The sequence below is a fragment of the Gemmatimonadota bacterium genome (genome assembly GCA_016719105.1).
Lineage (GTDB): Bacteria > Gemmatimonadota > Gemmatimonadetes > Gemmatimonadales > Gemmatimonadaceae > SCN-70-22.
Window position 1 is genome coordinate 364,512 of sequence record JADKAQ010000001.1, and the last position, 18,778, is coordinate 383,289.

An 18,778-nucleotide genomic window follows, 5' to 3' on the forward strand; every position below is an offset into this window, starting at 1 on the left:
CTGGATTCGAGACGCAGGGCTCGTTAGGTCCGCTCCCCGAGCGGACGGACGCCGTCGCCCGACAGGCGATCGCGCAGCGCATCGCCGAGCACGGTACACAGCAGCACCGTCGCGACCAGCGCCAGCCCGGGGGCGAGCGCGACCCACGGCGCGGTGACGATCAGCTCGCGTCCGCCCGCGATCATGTTCCCCCAGCTCGGCGTCGGAGGCTGGACCCCGAGCCCGAGAAAGGCCAACCCGCTCTCCAGCAACATGGCGTTGCCCACGCCGAGCGTGAGCGCGACGATCGCGGGCCCCAGCGCATTGGGGAGGACGTGCCGCCACAGCGCGCGCCACTCGCCGACGCCGAGCGCCCGCGCCCCCTCCACATAGGGGCGTGAGGCGACCGCCTGCACCTCGGCGCGCACCAGACGGGCGACGCTCATCCAGCCCGTGAGCGCGAGGACGACGACCACGGTCGAGATGCCGGGGCGCCAGAGCGTGGCGCAGAGGAGCAGGAGGATGAGGCGCGGGATGGCGAGGAGCGCGTCGGCCACCGCCATCGCGATCCGGTCGACGGTGCCGCGCCACCACCCGCTCACGGCGCCGACGAGGACGCCGACTGCGGTTGCCAGCAGCGAGCCGCCGATTCCCACGGCGAGCGAGATGCGCGTGGCCAGCAGCATGCGGAGCAGCACGTCGCGCCCGAAGCGGTCGGTGCCTAACGGGTGCAGCACGCCGGCGGCGTCACGCGCCATGGGGGCCACCAGGCGCGCCCCCAGCACGTCGTCGATCGCCAGCGGGTCGACGCCGGAGAGCGGCGGGACGATGAGCGACAGCGCCGCCAGCACCAGCAGCGCCGCCAGGGCGCCCCACGCAGCGCGCGTCACGGTTCCCTCGGGCCGGTGGTCATCGCCGCCTCGGGTCCACCAGGTGCAAGGCGACGTCGGCGAGGGTGTTGGAGAGGATCACCAGCGTCGCGTACACCAGCGTTGCCCCCATCACGACCGGAAAGTCGCGGGCGGCGATCGCCGACAGGAGCGCGCGTCCCATCCCCGGCCAGGCGAAGATCCCCTCGACGAAGACCGATCCGGCGACGACACCGGGGAGGGCCAGGGCGAAGAGCACGACGAGGGGGCCGGCGGCGTTGGCGAGGACGTGGCGTCCCATGACGCCGCGCTCGCCCACCCCCTTCGCCCGCGCGGTGCGCACCCACTCGCTCGCCATGAGGTCGAGCGCCGCGCCGCGCGCATAGCGGGCGATGCCGGCCGCGCCGATGGCGGCGAGCACCGTCACGGGGAGGATCGCGTGGCGTGCCACCTCCACCATCGCGCGCCATCCGGTGGCCGTCGATGCCGGGCTGCGCATACCAAAGGCGGGAAGCCGAAGCCAGCCCGGAAAGTCCCACCACGACGCGCCGGCGGTGAAGAGGGCGACCAGGGCAAGTGCAAGCCAGAAGGATGGGGCGGCGAAGACGGTGATGCCGATCGCGGTCAGCAGGCGGTCGGGCCAGCGCCCGCGCCGCGCCGCCTGATAGAGCCCGGCCGTGACGCCCAGGGCGAAAGTGAGGGCGAGCGAGGTGAGCCCGAGGCCGAGCGATACGGGGAGGGCGCGCAGCAGGACGTCGCGCACCGGTTCGCGCAAGGCGAACGACTCGCCAAGATCGCCGGTGAGCACGCCGCCTACCCACCGTGCATATTGCGCGGGGAGCGAGGCGTCGAGGCCGAGCGTGCGCCGCAGGCGCATCACCTCGTCGGATGACGCCGAGGGTGACACGAGCAATTCTGCCGCATCCCCGGGCGCGAGGTGGGCGAGGAGGAACGTGAGCGAGACGACGAGCCACAGCAGGAGCAGCGACTCGGCGCATCGGTGGATGAGCGCGCGCACGTCGTCATAATGCCCTTCGGCCCCGCCACGTCAACGGCTTTCGCACGCGTCGTCGCGCCGATGGAGGCACGCCTCGGCGCGCCCGGTCGCGCGCACACCGTCACGCCGACGCTCGAGTGCCCACGCGCGCGGGGCGCGACCGCCGCGCATTCGGCGCCATCGATGGCGCTGACGCTCCTCGCGGTGGGGGCGGCGTGCCTCACCGGCGGGGGGTGCGGGCAGGCGTCAGCGGCGGGGGCGTCGCCGGCCGGGGGGACGGTCGTCGTCGCGTCGGGGGCCGACCTGGAGTCGGCCAACCCGCTCGTCACGGTCCACCCCATGGCGCGCCAGGTGCAACGGTTCGCCCTCTTCGTGACGCTGGCCCGCTACGATTCGGCGCTGCGCCCTGTGCCGTACTTCGCGCGGGCGTGGCGCTGGTCGGGCGACCGCCGCACGATCACCCTGTCGCTCGATCCGACGCTCCGCTGGCACGACGGCCGGGCGACCACGGCGCACGACGTCGCCTTCACGCTCGATGCCGCCCGCGATCCGGAGACGGCGTCGCCGCGCGGGGCCGATCTCGGGTGGCTCGCGCGCGTGGACGTCGCGGACGATACGACGCTGCGGCTCGTGGCGCGGCGGCCGCTCGCCGACCTCCCGTCGATTCTCTGCGAGCTCCCCATCCTGCCGGCGCATCGACTCGCCACCGTGCCCCGCGGGGACTTCCGGCGCGATCGTTTCGCCACGGAGCCGTTAGGCAACGGCCCCTTTCGCTTTCGCGAGCGGCGCGCCGGCGAGCGATGGATCTTCGATCGCAACGACGACTTTCCCGCCACGATGGGCGGGCCGCCACGCCTTGGCCGGCTCATCGTCGCCGTGGTGGACGAGCCGACCACCAAGTTCGCAGGGCTGGTGAGCGGCGACCTCGATCTGGCCGGAATCAGCCCTGGCATGGCGTCGCTGGTCCAGCGCGACCCGACCCTCGCGGTGCTCTCGTACCCGGCGACCTTTTCGTACGCCCTGGTCTTCAATTCGGCCCGCCCCCCATTCGACGATGTGCGCGTGCGGCGCGCGGTGAGCGCCGCCATCGACCGGGGGCGCATCGTCCAGGTGGCGCTGGCCGGCTTCGGGACGCCGGCCGGTGGCGCCGTCCCTCCCTCGCATCCGTTTGCGGCTGACGGGTTGGGCGACGCGGCCGCCGCCGGGCGCGACGAGCGCGCCGCTGCGCGTGCGCTCGAGGATGCCGGGTGGCGGCTCGGCGCCGACGGTCGGCGTCGCCGGAACGGCGACCCGCTGCAGTTCACCCTCCTCACGGTCGGGAGCGGCGACAATGCCCTCGAGCAGCTCGTACAGGGCGACCTGCGGCGCCTCGGGGTCACCGTGGAGATTCGCCAGATGGAGCTCGGCGCCTTCCTCGCCGAGGCGCGGGCGGTCCCCAAGCGGTTCGATGCCCTCGTGACGGGAATCCCGGGCGACCTCTCGCTTGCCCATCTCGCCGGTATGTTCGACGGGGCGCAGCGCGGTGGAGCGCTCGACTACGCGGGTTTCCACGAGGCGGTGCTCGACACCGCGTTCGCCGCCGCACGTGCGGCGACCACGACGGAGGGGGCGCGCGACGCGTGGCATGTCGTGCAACGTCAACTCGCCGATCGCATGCCGGTGGCGTGGTTGTATCACGCTCGCGGTGTGCAGGGGATTCGTCGGCGCCTTGGCGGCGTTCGCATGGACCTGCGCGGTGAACTCGCCACGCTCGCCGAGTGGACCGTGTCCCCCGCGCCGCGCGCGCCATGACGATCCTGCTCTCCCCGGACGCCGTGGCCGCGCGCGCGCCCGTGGCCCGCGGCGGACTGGCCCTGCTCGCGCAGTCGCTCCGCGCCGACCTCGCGCCGCTGCTCGAGGCGGGAGAGCCCTGGGTCCCGCCCGAAAAGGCGCGCCTCACGCGCGTCGGCGGGCGGTGTCCCACTCATGGAGTACTGCTCGACTTCGACCCGTGGCAGCCGAAGGCACACCGCTGCAGCGTCTGCGGCACGACGTATTCCGAGGACGAGCACTACCGCTGGTGGATCATGAACTACCAGCTCTGGCTCGCCGAACGTGCGGTGCATGCCGCCACACTGCACGTGCTCACCGGCGATGCGCCGTGCGGCGTCCTGGCGCAGGACATCCTGCGGGGGTATGCGTCGCGGTACGTGCAGTACCCCAATCGTGACAACGTCCTGGGGCCCACCCGCCCGTTCTTCTCGACCTACCTCGAGTCCATCTGGCTGCTGCAGCTGACGGTGGCGCTCGACCTGCTCGAGGCGCGCGGGGGGCGCCACGTCTTGGGCGAGGAGGTGCGCGAGCGGCTGGTGCGCCCCAGCGCGGCGATCATCGCGTCTTATGACGAGGGGATGTCGAACCGGCAGGTGTACAACAACGCGGCGATGGCCGCGGCCGGCGCGATGCTGGGCGACGAGGCGTTGGTTTCGCGCGCCATCGACGGCCCGTCGGGGCTGGCATCGCACCTCACGCAGTCGCTTCTGGCCGACGGGACCTGGTACGAGGGGGAGAACTACCATCTCTTCGCGCATCGCGGTTTGTGGTACGGCGTGACGATCGCCGAGGCGCTCGGCCACCCACTGGCCGCCGAAGGGCGGCGGCGCTTCGCCGAGGGCTTCGCCACGCCGTTCGCGACGGCGCTCCCCGACTTCACCTTTCCGTCACGCCGCGATTCGCAGTATCGCGTCTCGCTGCGACAGTGGCGCATGGCGGAGAGCTGCGAACTGGGAGTAGCGCGCGGCGACGACGATCGGCTGGGAGCGGCCCTCGCCGAGTTGTACCGGCGGGGGATCCCCGAGGGCGAGACGGGGCGTGCCCGCTCGACGGCCGAGGCCGAGCGCAACCTACCGCCGGTGCAACTCTCCCGTGCGTCGTTAGGGTGGAAGTCGCTCCTCTTTGCCCGCGCGGCACTCCCGCCGCTCGGTGGCAAGGTGCCCGCGTCTGTGCAGCTGGCGGGGCAGGGGCTCGCCGTCCTGCGGCGCGACCAGGCGCGCGCCTACGTGGCCCTCGACTACGGGGAGTCGGGCGGTGGGCACGGCCATCCGGACCGGCTCAACCTCTGGCTCGTGGTGGGAAACGCGCGCATCCTCGAGGACGTCGGCACCGGCTCCTATGTCGATCCGACGCTGCACTGGTACCGGAGCACCCTGGCCCATAACGCCCCCCTCGCCGACGGCCGCTCGCAGTGGCGCGTCTCCGGCGCGCTCACCGCGTACGACGAGCGCGGCGAGTCGGGGCTCGTGGCGGCACGGGCCACGATCGCGCCGGGGGTCGTGGTCGAGCGGACCGTCGTCGCCATGTCGAACTACGTGGTGGACGAGGTGCGCTGGCGCGCCGACCGCGTGGTCACCTTCGATCTCCCGTACCACGTGGATGCGGAGCTGGCCTCCGGGGGACGCTGGCGGACCACGGCCCTCGCCGGCGGGCGTGGGCTCGAGGACGGGTTCGACTTTGTTTCCGCCAGCGAGTACGTCGCGGGGACCCCGGGACTCTCGTTCGAAGCGCAGCTCGGCGAGGTGCCCGTGCGGGCGTGGGTGTACAGCGACACGCCGCACGAGTGGTGGCGTTGTGTCGCCCCCGGACCGCCAGGCGAAGCGCGCCGTCGCTTCCTGCTCCTGCGTACCCGAGGACGCGCCGGGGTCCTGCGCACCGTGTGGAACTGGACCGGGGAGGTGACGTCCTGCGTCTTCGAGCGGCAGCACGCGGTCGTGCACTTCGGTGCGTGGGCGCGCCACGTACATGGGCGCGACGAGGGGCGTTGGCGCGTGACCTTCGAAGCGGGGGGGACCGCCTCCACGATCGACTTCGCCGCCTCGCCCGACGCGGCGTCCCAACACGCGCACGATCCGGCACGCGACGAGCGGCGCGACGGCAGCACGATGGACTCGACCCACGCGCCGTCAGACGCCGGCGGTGCGCCGGACGTCGTGCCTGACATTGCACCTGACATTGCACCTGACGATGCGCTTCGTGCCGCGCGGCCGGGCGGCGTGGTGCTGCGTCGTGCCACCGACGTGCCGGCGGCGCCGGGGGCGCTGGCGCGCGGCGAGACACGGGGAACGGGGCCGGATGGCGGCGATCCCGTTGCGCGCTTCGTCCTGGGCGAGGCGTCCTATCGGCGCTCCGAGCCGACCTGGCGAGAGGCGGGGTGTCCGCGGGCGCGCGTCGCCGTGGTCGCCACGGCCTCGGACGTCGTCGTCGACGTCGATGTCGAGACGGAATCGGTCGCCTTCGCCCCGGCCTGCACCGCCAACCCGCTCGACAACGAGCACCCGGACATCAATTCCGACGGACTCCAACTCTACCTTGGCTCGTCGCACGGGAGTGGGCGCTACTACGCCTGGCTCCTCGTGCCCGAACTGGACGGGGCGAGCGTGGGCGTCCCCGGCGCCGTGCGCGTCTCGACCCGCGCCGCCTTCGGGCCGGCGGTGACGCTCACCGCGACCGCCGCCCTAACGAGCACCGGATGGGCGCTGCGGGCGACCATTCCGCGCGATACCCTCGCCCTCGACAGCGCGGGAGACTTCACCCTCGACCTCATCGTCAACGAGATTTCCCCGGGTCGCGAACGCCGACAGGGACAGCTCGTCCTCAGCGGCGGCCATGACGAATGGGTCTACCTGCGCGGCGATCGCCAGGACGCGGCGCGCGCTCTCCGATTTCACCTAGCCGATGTCTGAATCACTCCTGCACCGCGTCCGCGTGGTGCTGTTCGAACCGCAGGACCCGGTCAACATCGCCGCCACCGTGCGCGCGATGAAGAACATGGGGGTCCGCGACCTCTATCTCGTGCGGCCGGTGGATTTCACCGCGTACCGCATCGAGGGGATCGCCCACGACACGTACGACATCATCGAACGCATTCGCCGCGTCGAGACGCTCGACGAGGCACTCGCCGACTGTGTGCATGTCGCCGCGTTCAGCGCCCGCCGCCGGCGCCACAAGTGGGACCTCGCCTCGCCACGCGACATGGCGGCACGCCTGCTCGATCGCACCAGCGACGGACCGGTCGCCATCATGTTCGGTCGCGAGGATCACGGCCTCCCCAACGAGGCGCTCGACCGCGCGCACACCCTGGTGTCGATCCCCACGACCCATCACGCCTCGCTCAACCTGGCGCAGGCGGTGCTCGTGGCGCTGTACGAGTTGCACTTGGCGGCGGGCGACGCCACGCGCGTCGTCGCACCGCCGCGACACGATGCCCCTCCGGCCTCCAGCGAGGAGTTCGAGCGGCTCTTTCAGGATGCGGAACGCGGCCTCGCGGCGATCGACTTCTTCAAGACGCGCTTCCGCGATCACATCATGCGAAGCCTCCGCTCGCTGTACTATCGGGCGGGTCCCGATGCGCGCGAGATCCTCCTGTTGCGCGCGATGCACATCGAGGTCGTGCGCACGATCGATCGCATCCGGACACGATCCGGCGAAGCGGCGACGAGTGCCAGCGCCGCCGATCCTGCCGACGGCCCGCTTGCCTCGACGCCGGACACGTCCGGTGATGCCACCGACGCGCCCGACGCGTAATCTTTCCGCGATCCCGTCGCCCATCGCTCCCCACCTCCGATCGCCCCCGCTCGCCATGCCATTCAAGCGCTTCTTCGGACGCGGCAACGACGAACCCACGCCACCGCCGCCTGACGACGAACCCGAGGACGAGGGAGAGGAAGGGCTCGCCCCCGAGGCCGAACTCGCCGCCGATGAGATCGATCGCGACTGGCGTGAGCGCGCCGCGGTGGTCATCCCGGGAGGCACCTCGACCGCGAGCAAGCGCCCCGTCTCGCTCTACGGGCCCGACTCCCAGGTCGGCCCCGCGCACTTCACGTCGGCGCAAGGGTGCCGCGTCACCACGCCGTCGGGACGCACGCTGGTCGATTGCACGATGGCGTTAGGCGCGGTCGCCATCGGCTACGGCGACGACGCCATCAATCGGGCGGTGCTCTCCGCGGTCGCCAACGGCAACGTCTGCGGACTCGCCAGCACCGCCGAGGTCGAGCTCGCCGAGCGCTTGTGCGAGGTGGTGCCGTGCGCCGAGCAGGTGCGCTTCCTCAAGTCGGGGGGGGAGGCGATGGCGGCCGCCGTGCGCATCGCGCGGACCGCGACCGGACGCACGACCGTCGTGGGGTGCGGCTACTTCGGCTGGCAGGACTGGTGCAGCCGCGCGGCCGGCGTCCCCGCGGGGGCAAGCGCCGACTACGTCGAGGTTCCGTTCAACGACGTGGCGGCGCTCGAGCGCGCCGCGCGCGCCGCCGGGAGCGCCTTGGCCGCGATCGCCCTCGAGCCCGTGGTGAACGAGCTGCCGTCGCCGGAATGGTGCGCAACCGCCCGCCGTCTCTGCGACGCCGTGGGCGCCGTCCTCATCTTCGACGAGATGAAGACCGGCTTCCGCCTTGCCACGGGTGGATACCAGCAGTTCGCCGGCATCGAGCCCGACCTCGCCGCCTTCGGCAAGGCGATGGCCAACGGCTTCCCGCTCGCCGCTGTCGTCGGGCGTGCGGCGATCATGGAGGCCGCCGAGTCGACGTGGATTTCCGTGACGCTCGCCGGTGAGGCGACGGCCCTCGCGGCTGCGTCGGCGGTGCTCGACATCCACGCCGAGGTCGATGTGTGTGCCACGCTCTGGCGGGTAGGGAAGGAGATGCGCGAGCGCGTCGCGGCTGCGGTTCAAGCGAGTGGCGTCCCCGGCGTGCGGGTGACCGGGATCGACCCCATGTGGTCCATCGAATTCGACGACGAACGACGCCAGCGCGCGTTCCTCGAGGGGGCGGCGCTCGAAGGGGTGCTCTTCAAGCGCGGCGCCTACAACTACGCGTCCATGGCCCACGATGACGACGAGATCCTCCTCGAGATCGAGCGCGTGGCGAGCACGGCGCTGGTCGACGTGAGCGAGGACGAGGAGGCGTGAGCGCCACGACGCCGTTGGGAGGGACGCTCCCGCTCATCGACGTGCACGCGCACTTCTTCCAGCCGGAGGGTGGGCGCGCCGACTGGGCGACGCTCAACGCGCGTCGGCTCGAGGGTGGGGCGCGCATCGGGATCACGTATCACGTGGCGTCGGTGCTGGGCAGCTGGGGGGCGACATCGCCGACCTACTTCCAGTCGCCAAACGACACGGTGCAGGGGAACGACTTCATGCTCGTCGTGCAGGCCGACCATGAGGACTGCGTGCGCGCCTACGTCGCGGTGAACCCGAACGATGGCGACTTCGCGCTCGACGAGATCGACCGCTGCGTGGCGCGCGGTGCCGTGGGGCTCAAGCTGGCGGCGGCGCGACGATGCGACGATCCCCTCCTCGATCCGGTGATCGAACGGGCGCAGTTGCACGGGCTCCCGGTGCTCCACCATATCTGGCAGCATCGGCGCCGGCACTGGCCTTCGCAGGACATCTCCGACGGCGCCGACCTCGCGACCCTGGCCGGTCGCCATCCCGACGTCTCGTTCATCCTCGCGCACATCGGCGGCGGGGGCGACTACCAGCACACCTTCGCCGCCGTGCGCGACGTCCCCAACATCTATCTGGACCTGTCGGGGAGCGGGATCGATCGCGGGATGCTCGATGACGCCCTGCGTGCCGTCGGGGCGCATCGCCTGCTGTGGGGAGCCGACATCACGCTGTGTACCGGCTTGGCCAAGCTGTGGGCGCTGGAGGTCATCGGCCTGTCGGATGGCGACCTGGCCGACATCCGGTGGCGCAACGCGTGGCGCATCTTCCCGCGCGGCGCCTTCCCCGTGCTGTCCGAGGCGGCCCATGCCTGACGAGTCGCGCCACGCGCCGGTTGCCCTGGACGTCAACACGTTCATTGGCGGGTATCCCTTTCGCCACATCCCGCATCCGGAGCCGGAGATCCTCGTGCGCGTGCTCGCGCGCGAAGGGGTCGCGCAGGCCTGGGTCGGGCACCTGCCGAGTGCCTTTCATCGGGATCCTTCGGCGGGCAACGCCGAGCTGCTCGCGGCGCTCGCACCGCACGCCGCGGTGCTGCGTCCGGCGCCGATCGTTCGCCCCGACTGGCCGGGATGGCGCGACGCGTTAGGCGCCCTGGTGCAGGCGGGGGTGCCGGCCATTCGCGCCTACCCGCAGCTGTGGGGGATGGCGGCCGGGGACACGCGCCTGCAGGAGCTGGGCGCGGCCTGCGCGCGCGCCGGCGTCGCCCTGGTGCTCACGGTGCGATTCGAGGACCTTCGCCAGCGTCACCCGCTCGACGTGGCCGGCGACCTCTCGGCGGCGCATGTGCGCGAACTGGTTCGCAGCGGCTGCGGCGCGCGCGTGGTGGTCACCGCGGCGGGCCGTGAATTCATCGAGGAAGTGCACTGGGGGCTCACGCCGGTCGAACGCGCGCAGGTGCTCTTCGACTTCAGCTGGGTTTGGGGGCCGCCGAGCGACGAGCTGGCCACGCTGTTCCGGACGATCGGGAGCGATCGGTTCGTGTACGGCACGATGTGGCCGCTGCGGCTCACGCAGGGGGCGCGAGCCAATCTGGCGCTGCTCCCGGAGGAGCTGGCGAGGCAGCCGTTGGCAGTGCCGTGAGGCGCGTCGAGCGTGCTCCGTGACGGGGAGCGGTAGGGGGGTGGGGCGGCATCGGGCGTGGGTGCGAACCGAAATTGGGTTGCGTGCGTTGTGCTGCCAACGCGCGGCGGTTAGGGTGCCGCGTTGGGGATGTATGAGTGGGCCAGAAGGGGTTGGGATTCTGAGCAAGCGCACATCCTTCTCGAAGTTGTGCAACTCTCAGCGAATCCGACTCTTGCAAGACGGATGCAGCGTGGTCATTTTTCGCCGCTGTTTCGGTTACTTGTGAAATGATTCACAAGGCCGAGTCAATCAGTCGGCTTCCCTCCACCTCAGGACTCGATGACGAGCAGGCGCAAGTGGACGCTCGTTCCGGCGTTCTTCGCCATCGCGACGGCGGCGACCCTTCTCTCGGCCTACAGCGGCGCCTCGTCGTCGCAGGGGTTCTCCCCCGTCCAGCCGATTCAGTTCCCCCATCCGGTGCACGTGCAGACGCTGGGGATGAACTGCCTCTACTGCCACTACAGCGCGAACAAGTCGCCTGACCCGGGACTTCCGGCGGTGGGGACGTGCATGGGGTGCCATACGGTGGTTGGCCCCAACCGGCCCGCGATGGATGGCAAGCCGGCGCGCGTGAGCGCAGAGATCACGAAGCTCCAGAAGCTGGCGCCGCCGGGGCAGCCGGATAAGTGGCAGACGATTCCGTGGGAGCGCATCCACAAGGTCCCCGAGTACGTGCACTTCCCGCATATGCGTCACGTCAGCGCGGGGGTGACCTGCCAGACGTGCCACGGCGCGGTGCAGGGAATGGCCCAGGTGCAGCAGGCCGCCTCGCTCAACATGGGCTGGTGCGTCAACTGCCACGTGAAGGGCTACAAGCTCAGTGATGGGCTGCTGGCGGCTGGGGACACGGTGGGGGCCAAGGCGGCCGCCAACGTCGAACCCAAGAAGGCGCGGTACGACTGCGCCGTCTGCCACTACTAGTGGCCATCTCACACGGCGTCGCCGCATTGAAGCGCGTGACGTCGCGTGACATGGCTTGCCGTCTGGAAGCATCGCCGCCGCCGCGGCTGCCGGGCCTAACGAATCAGGCCCCAAGCGTCGCGGTTCGTCTCGACGATCGAGGAAGCACTGCATGAGCCAGTCGACGGGGTCCGCGGGCGTCAAGCGCCGCGAGTTCCTCAAGGTCCTGGGCGCCGCCAGCGCCGTTACGACCACCATTGGGTGTAGCCAGGAGAAGGTTGAGAAGCTGATTCCGTATCTGGTCTCGCCCGACCAGACGGTCCCCGGCGTCTCGACCTACTACAGCTCCACCTGCCGCGAGTGCGCGACCGCCTGCGGCGTCGTCGCCGAAGTGCGCGACGGCCGCGCCATCAAGCTCGAGGGGAATCCGGATCATCCGGTGAACCACGGCGCGCTCTGCGCGCGCGGGCAGGCGGCGCTGCAGGGGTTGTACAACCCCGATCGCTATCGCCAGCCGATGGTGCGCGAGGGCGGAAAGCTCGTCCCCACCACGTGGGACAAGGCGGTTGCCCTCCTCAGCCAGAAGGTGGGCGAGGTGCGCTCGAAGGGAGGCGCGGGGAACGTCGTCTTCATCGACCAGCACCAGTCCGGGTCGTTCGGCGTCTTCCTCGATCAGTGGCTCGGTGCCTTTGGTTTCCCGGCGCACGACCAGTATGACTCGGGGGCCGACCTCGCGGTTCGCGCGGCCAACACCATGGCGTACGGCGTCGCGATGCCGACGCTCGAGATGTCGGCGGCGTCGCTGGTCATCTCGTTAGGGGCCGACTTCCTCGACGGGCGCGATGCGGCCGTCCCGATGCAGCTCGCCTTCGCCGATGCGCGCGCCAAGCTGCAGAATGCGCCGCGCTTCATCTACATCGGCCCGCGTCGTTCGCTCACCGGCCTCAACGCCGATGAGTGGATCGCCTGCAAGCCGGGGAGCGAGGAAGTCATCGCCAACGCGCTGCTGGCGGCGGTCGGTGGCACGGGAGCTTCCATCAAGGAGGCGGCGGACGCCTCTGGCGTGACCGAGGCGACGCTGCAGCGCCTGGCCGATGAGCTCAAGGCGGCGCGCCCGAGCCTCGTGCTCTCCGGCGTCTCGACGCCGAACGCCGGGGTCGTGGCGACGATCGCGGCCAACATCAACAAGGCCGCCGGCAACGTCGGCGTGACGGTGAAGCCGAGCGAGCCGCTCGGCGGCTACTCGGGGGCGGTCGGTGCCGAGCGCATGGCGGCGATTGCCCAGCAGGCCAATGCTGGCAACGTCCCGCTGCTCTTCGTGCGCGGCGCGAACCCCGCGTACGACACGCCCAAGGCGGCGGGCTTCGCGGCGGCGATGGCCAAGATCCCGTTCAAGGTCTCCTTCTCGAGCTATCCCGACGAGACGACGGAGCTGTGCGACCTCGTGATGCCGAGCGATCACTCGCTCGAGTCGTGGGGCGACGCCGAGGCCAAGCCCGGCGTCATCTCGCTGCAGCAGCCGGTGATGGACCGCATCTTCGACACGCGAGCGACCGCCGACGTCCTGCTGCAGGTCGCGCAGGGCGATCCGACGACCGCGGTGCGCTTCCCCTGGAAGAGCTATCGCGACTACCTCGTGAGCCGCTTCCCCGGCGGGACGGCGGCCTTCACGCAGGCGCTGTCGAATGGCCTGGCCAACGGCACGATCGCCCAGCGCGATGCCGCCAACGCCAAGATCACGGTGGCCTCGACGGCCCCCGCGCCGATCGCGGGCGACGGCGAGTACTACCTGGTCACGTACCCGCACGCGGTGCTGGGGACGGGAGCGGGGGCCAACAAGCCGTGGCTGCAGGAACTCCCCGATCCGGTCGCCAAGGTCCTCTGGCAGTCGTGGGTGGAGTTGCACCCGACGACGGCCAAGAAGCTCGGTGTGCAGGCCGGTGATCACGTGACGGTCCAGACGGCGGCGGGGAGCATCACCGCGCCGGTCTTCATCTATCTCGGCATCCGGCCGGATACCGTGGCCGTGGCGCTGGGACAGGGCCACACCGCGTACGGCCGCTATGCGAAGGACATCGGCGTCAACGCGCTCGGCGCGTTAGGCGCAACGTACAACGGTTCCGGTGCGCTGGCCTACACGCAGTCCAAGGCCAAGGTGACCCGGGCGGGCGAACGCTCCGACCTGGTGACGACCGAAGGGTCGGCGCGCCAGCACGGGCGCGGGATCGCGCAGGCGCTCACCGTCGCCGACCTGGTGGCGGGTCGATTCAAGGAAGAGGAGCACAAGTTCCCGGGCGATGCGAACCACGAGTTCCTCCCCGGGCTGCGCTCGCCGGTAGCTGGCGACGCCCAGGGTGACCTGGTCGACTCGACGGCGAAGGACAAGGGGATGTACGACCCGAAGCATTGGAGCGGGATGGCCAAGCGCCGTTGGGCGATGACCATCGACCTCGCGCGGTGCACCGGGTGCTCGGCCTGCGTCACGGCGTGTTACGCCGAGAACAACATTCCGACGGTTGGTGCACGCTGGCAGGGTCGCTCGCTGCGGCCGGGCTCCGGCTCGGACGACTCGGCGTGGGATACGCGCCCGGGGGCGAACATCCTCAAGGGGCGCGAGATGAGCTGGCTGCGCATCGAACGCTACTTCGAGGGCGGGGAAGACGGCTCGAGCGATTTCGAGGCGCGCTTCGTCCCGATGATGTGCCAGCACTGCGGCAACGCGCCGTGCGAGCCGGTCTGCCCGGTGTACGCGACGTACCATGCCCCTGACGGCTTGAACGTCCAGGTCTACAACCGCTGCGTGGGGACGCGCTACTGCTCCAACGGCTGCCCCTACAAGGTCCGCTACTACAACTGGCACGGCTACGGCGAGAAGGAACGCCGTCAGTATGCCTTCCCCGAGCCGTTGCACCTGCAGCTCAACCCGGACGTCACGGTGCGCGGCAAGGGCGTCATGGAGAAGTGCTCCTTCTGCGTGCAGCGCATCCGCGAGGCGGAGAACCTGGCGAAGCTGGAGAATCGCGAGCTCAAGCCGGACGAGTTCACGTCGGCGTGCGCGCAGGCGTGCCCGTCCAAGGCCATCGTCTTCGGTGACGCGGCCGACGAGAACTGGTCGGTGGCCAAGCTGGCCGAGGATGCCCGCGCCTACCACGTGTTCGAGGAACTCAGTACCTACACCGCGGTGGTCTACTTGAAGCGCGTCAATCATCCGGCGGGAGGTGCCAACTAATGGCGTCCTTCGCTGAACCGCTCCGGCCGAATATCGCCTCGGCCGACGTGCAGCTCCCGGGGGTCCGGGACTACGAACAGGTCGACGACGACATCATCGCGACGCTCAAGCCGACCAAGGGGTGGTTCGCCGCCCTCGGCGTGGCGATCGCCTTGTTCCTCGTGGGCGCCGCGGCGTGGATCTATCAGATCTACTGGGGGCTGGGGAACGCGGGCTATGAGCCGCCGGTGATGTGGGGTGTCTACATCATCACCTTCGTGTTCTGGGTCGGTATCGGCCATGCCGGGACGCTCATCTCGGCCATTCTCTTCCTGTTCCGCGCCGGCTTCCGCACCACGATTTATCGATGCGCCGAAGCGATGACGGTGTTCGCGGTCATGACGGCCGGGCTCTTCCCGATCATCCACATCGGGCGCCCGTGGAAGTTCTTCTGGCTGATTCCGTATCCCAACTGGCGGTTGATCTGGCCGAACTTCAAGTCGCCGCTGGTGTGGGACGTGTTCGCCATCTCGACGTACCTCACGGTGTCGTCGACGTTCCTGTACGTCGGGCTCATCCCGGACATCGCGGTGCTGCGCGACCGCGAGACCAACCCGCTGCGCAAGAAGATCCTGGCGATCCTGTCGTTAGGGTGGCGGAACTCGGAGCCCGAGTGGCGTCACTTCATGAAGATGTACCTGTTCCTCGCGGCCTTCTCCACGCCGCTGGTGCTCTCGGTGCACTCCGTCGTGTCGTTCGACTTCGCCATGGCGCTCACGCCGGGCTGGCACGCGACGATCTTCCCGCCGTACTTCGTCGCCGGCGCCATCTTCAGCGGCATCGGGATGGTCTTCACGATCATCATCCCCATCCGGAAGTTCTTCAACCTCCAGCACTACGTCACGATCAACCACCTCGACGCGGCGTCGAAGCTCTGTCTCTTCACGTCGATGGTCGTCGGATGCGCCTACCTCATCGAGTTCTGGGTGGCGTGGTACTCCGGCGTGGCGGTGGAGCAGGACTACTTCTGGAACCGCGTCTTTGGTGAGTGGTGGTGGGCCGCGTGGATCATGCTCACGTGCAACATGATCTTCCCGCTGTCGCTCTTCTCGCAGAAGCTGCGCCGTAACCCGACCTGGCTCTTCATCCTCTCGATCTTCATCAACATCGGGATGTGGTTCGAGCGCTTCGTCATCATCGTCCCGTCGCTGTCGCATGAGTTCGAGCCGTGGCAGTGGGGCGGGTACGCGCCGAGCTGGGTCGACGTCTCGATCCTCATCGGGTCGTTCGGCTGGTTCTTCATGTGGTTCCTCCTCTTCATCAAGCAGCTGCCGGTGGTGGCGATCGCGGAAGTGAAGGAGATCATCCCGCCCAAGCTGCGCAGCCATGCGCGTGGGCACGGGCTCGACGCCTCGGGGCACCACCTCCCTTATGGCACGGAAACGCCGGGAGAACACGACTGATGCGGCGCGGACTTGTAGCGGCGTTTCGTGAGATCGACGCGACCTGCGACGCGATCGAAGCGCTCAAGAAGAAGAAGTACGACTTCACGGTGTACATGCCGACTCCGCGGCACGAGATCGAGCACGCCGTCGAGCCGCCCATGAGCCCCGTGCGCCGCTTCACGCTGATCGGCGGGTTGCTCGGCGTGACGTTCGGCTACTGGGTCGCGGTGTGGACGTCGGAGTACTGGCCGCTCGTGGTGGGCGGGAAGGCGATCGCGAGCTGGATCCCGTACACCATCATCGGGTTCGAGGTGATGGTGCTTGTCGGCGCCCTGTCCACCGTGGCGGCGATGTTCATCAACTCGCGCATCCCGAAGATCACGGCGACCACGGGCTTCGACCCGCGCTTCACGCACGGCGACTACGGCATCTACGTCGAAGCCGCGCCGGAGCGTCTCAAGGAAGCCGAAGCGACGCTTCGGCAGTTCGGCGCGATCGACGTGCGAGGGGAATCATGACGCGCGCAGAAGACGGGAAGACGAGAAGACGAGAAGACGAGATCTCAATGCGATTCTATCGTGGGTTCCGTCGCATGATGCTGCTCGCGCCGGCGACGCTGTCGCTCACGGCGTGCGAGTGGTTCACCGACTTCAAGCGCATGCCGATGGTGACCACATGGGAGCAGGACTCGATCCTCAAGGCGGTGCGTGGCGCACCGCAGGGGTCGGTGCCGCGCTCTGGGACGGCCGTCAGCGCCATGCAGGTGTCGTATACGAGCCTGCCGTTCCAGATCGACACGATCGGGATGCTGGCGATGAACCCGACGCCGGTGACCGAGGCGTCGCTCGCCAACGGGCACAAGTACTACCAGATCAACTGCGCCGTGTGTCACGGCGACAAGGGAGACGGGATGGGGAAGGCGATGCGCTATGGCGTCCCCCCCATCAACCTCCTGATGGACATGACCAAGAATCGCACCGACGGCTACATCTACGGCATGATGCGCAACGGCCGAGGGCTGATGCCGTCGTACAACCGTATTGAGGAGTCGGACCGCTGGGACGTGGTGAACTACGTCCGCGCCCTGCAGGGGAGCGTCACCGGCGTGCAGTTCGCGACCGGACCGATCGCCCTGCCCGGGGTGAACGGCGACAAGGTTCCGGGGGCCACCGAACTCGGCCCCAACCGTTGGGTGCAGCACGTGCCGCCGACGCTGATCGGGACGCCAGGCGTCTCGGCGCGCCCGGCCGAAACGAAGCCCGCGGAAACCACGACGACTGAAGGGGCAGCACAGCCGGCGAAGACGGGAGAACACGAGTGAGCGCACATCACGGAGCACACACGCCGTCCCGGCAGGACCTGGTCAAGATGATCCAGGCCAGGCCGGTCCCGAAGAACCTCAAGACGATTTCGCTCGTCCTGGCGGTCGTCGGATTCGGCATCTTCATCGCCGGCGCGGCCATGGGCGAGAACCGCGCGTGGCAGGCCTTCCACGTCAACTGGCTCTACTTCACGATCCCGTCGTCGGCTGCGGTGATGTTCGCCGCGGTGCAGCGCATCACCACGGCGCGCTGGTCGCGCGGCGTGATCCGCCTGATCGAAGGGTTCGTGGCCTTCCTCCCGGTCGCCTTCGTCCTCCTGCTCGTCACGCTGTTCGCGGGGAAGGGACACATCTTCCCGTGGATGCACGAGACGATCACGATCAAGGAAAAGGCGATGTGGCTGGAGCCGACCTTCTTCGTCATCCGTGGCGTCGTCGTCTTCGGGCTCATCACCGCGCTCAGCGTCTGGTACATCTACACGTCGGTGCGCGTGGACGTCGGTCTCCTGCCGGAGTGGGGCGCCGGCTGGGCCAAGGGACTGCGCGACGGGATGCGGCGCGGCTTCGGTGAAGAGCGTCGCGAGATGCACTCCACGCACTCGCTGCAGGGCAAGCTCGCCGTCTTCCTCGCCCTCACCTTCGGCTTCGGCTGGACGATGCTGGCGTGGGACCTGTCGATGTCGATGGACTACCACTTCCAGTCCACGATGTACGGCTGGCAGGTGTTCATGGGTGGCTGGCTCGTCATGCTGATGTTCTTCTCGCTCCTCGTGCGCTGGTGGCGCGACTTCATGGGGGCGCACGACGTCATCACCGAGACGCACTTCCACGACATCGGCAAGCTCTGCTTCGCCTTCACCGCGTTCTGGGGCTACCTCACCTTCTCGCAGTTCCTGGTCATCTGGTACGGCAACTGGGGCGAAGAGACGCACCGCCTGCGCCTCACGCTCATCCAGCCGTGGACCAACATCAGCGTGTCGGTCGCCTTCCTCGTCTTCGGCGCGCCGTTCTTCGGCCTGCTGGGCAAGGCGCCAAAGCTGTTCACGCCGACGATGACGCTGTTCGCGGCGTCCTCGATGATCGGCATCTGGATCCATCGCTACCTCGAGATCTATCCGCCGTACTACGTCCAGACCGTCACCTCGGCGCCGTTCGGCATCTGGGAGATCGGGACGACGATCGGCTACCTCGGGCTGTGGGGCTTCTGCTACCTGAGCTTCATGGACGCCTTCCCGCGCATGCGCGTGGTGTGGATGACGTCGAAGCATCGCGATGAGATGCAGGTCCCGGTCGACGCGAAGACCATGGAGCCGCTGCCGGCGCACGAGTAGAGCTGGGAAGACGGGAGGACGAGAAGACGGGAAGACGAGTCGCGTCTTTCCGTCTTCTTCTGAGGGTTGGCCTGTTGCGGCGTTGGCGACCGCGGGGGAGGGAGTTTTCTCTTGTTGGGTAAGGGGGTG

Annotated in this window: 14 protein-coding genes; 12 read left to right on the forward strand and 2 right to left on the reverse strand. The window is 69.4% G+C overall.

The features are described from left to right. Positions 1-23 precede the first annotated feature (23 nt). A complete protein-coding gene (locus IPN47_01530) occupies positions 24-869 on the reverse strand; it encodes an ABC transporter permease (protein MBK9406729.1) in 846 nt (281 codons plus the stop codon). Positions 870-888: 19 nt separating this feature from the next. Further along, the gene (locus IPN47_01535; protein ID MBK9406730.1) at positions 889-1,866 is read right to left on the reverse strand and encodes an ABC transporter permease; all 978 of its coding nucleotides are present in this window, start codon (positions 1,864-1,866) and stop codon (positions 889-891) included. Positions 1,867-1,926: 60 nt separating this feature from the next. On the opposite strand from IPN47_01535, the gene IPN47_01540 reads away from it, so the two are divergent. The 12 genes from IPN47_01540 (at position 1,927) to IPN47_01595 (ending at position 18,649) form a co-directional block, all read left to right on the forward strand. Continuing rightward, positions 1,927-3,636, forward strand: coding sequence for a peptide ABC transporter substrate-binding protein (locus IPN47_01540; protein ID MBK9406731.1), 1,710 nt, complete (start codon positions 1,927-1,929; stop codon positions 3,634-3,636). Beyond that, a complete protein-coding gene (locus IPN47_01545) occupies positions 3,633-6,563 on the forward strand; it encodes a heparinase II/III family protein (protein ID MBK9406732.1) in 2,931 nt (976 codons plus the stop codon). The genes IPN47_01540 and IPN47_01545 overlap by 4 nt, the downstream gene beginning before the upstream one ends. Then, positions 6,556-7,404, forward strand: a complete 849-nt coding sequence (locus IPN47_01550; protein MBK9406733.1) for a TrmJ/YjtD family RNA methyltransferase — start codon at positions 6,556-6,558, stop codon at positions 7,402-7,404. The genes IPN47_01545 and IPN47_01550 overlap by 8 nt, the downstream gene beginning before the upstream one ends. Positions 7,405-7,459: 55 nt before the next feature. Beyond that, the gene (locus IPN47_01555; protein ID MBK9406734.1) at positions 7,460-8,782 is read left to right on the forward strand and encodes an aminotransferase class III-fold pyridoxal phosphate-dependent enzyme; all 1,323 of its coding nucleotides are present in this window, start codon (positions 7,460-7,462) and stop codon (positions 8,780-8,782) included. Further along, positions 8,779-9,633: an amidohydrolase gene (locus IPN47_01560; protein MBK9406735.1), complete on the forward strand. Its 855-nt coding sequence runs from the start codon at positions 8,779-8,781 to the stop codon at positions 9,631-9,633. The genes IPN47_01555 and IPN47_01560 overlap by 4 nt, the downstream gene beginning before the upstream one ends. Next, the gene (locus IPN47_01565; protein ID MBK9406736.1) at positions 9,626-10,402 is read left to right on the forward strand and encodes a hypothetical protein; all 777 of its coding nucleotides are present in this window, start codon (positions 9,626-9,628) and stop codon (positions 10,400-10,402) included. Before IPN47_01560 ends, IPN47_01565 begins: the two co-directional genes overlap by 8 nt. Positions 10,403-10,723: 321 nt before the next feature. Further along, entirely contained in the window at positions 10,724-11,365 is a 642-nt protein-coding gene (locus IPN47_01570) for a cytochrome c3 family protein (protein MBK9406737.1), read from the forward strand. A gap of 151 nt (positions 11,366-11,516) precedes the next feature. Next, a complete protein-coding gene (locus IPN47_01575) occupies positions 11,517-14,573 on the forward strand; it encodes a 4Fe-4S dicluster domain-containing protein (GenBank protein MBK9406738.1) in 3,057 nt (1,018 codons plus the stop codon). Beyond that, positions 14,573-16,015, forward strand: a complete 1,443-nt coding sequence (gene nrfD, locus IPN47_01580; protein MBK9406739.1) for a polysulfide reductase NrfD — start codon at positions 14,573-14,575, stop codon at positions 16,013-16,015. Before IPN47_01575 ends, nrfD begins: the two co-directional genes overlap by 1 nt. Further along, complete coding sequence (locus IPN47_01585) at positions 16,015-16,515, forward strand: DUF3341 domain-containing protein (protein ID MBK9406740.1); 501 nt, start codon at positions 16,015-16,017, stop codon at positions 16,513-16,515. Before nrfD ends, IPN47_01585 begins: the two co-directional genes overlap by 1 nt. 47 nt (positions 16,516-16,562) lie before the next feature. After that, on the forward strand, positions 16,563-17,318 hold the full coding sequence (locus IPN47_01590) for a cytochrome c (GenBank protein MBK9406741.1): 756 nt from the start codon (positions 16,563-16,565) through the stop codon (positions 17,316-17,318). Further along, positions 17,315-18,649 carry a hypothetical protein gene (locus tag IPN47_01595; protein ID MBK9406742.1) on the forward strand — a complete coding sequence of 445 codons (1,335 nt, stop codon included), beginning with the start codon at positions 17,315-17,317 and terminating at the stop codon, positions 18,647-18,649. The genes IPN47_01590 and IPN47_01595 overlap by 4 nt, the downstream gene beginning before the upstream one ends. The last annotated feature ends 129 nt before the right edge of the window (positions 18,650-18,778 follow it).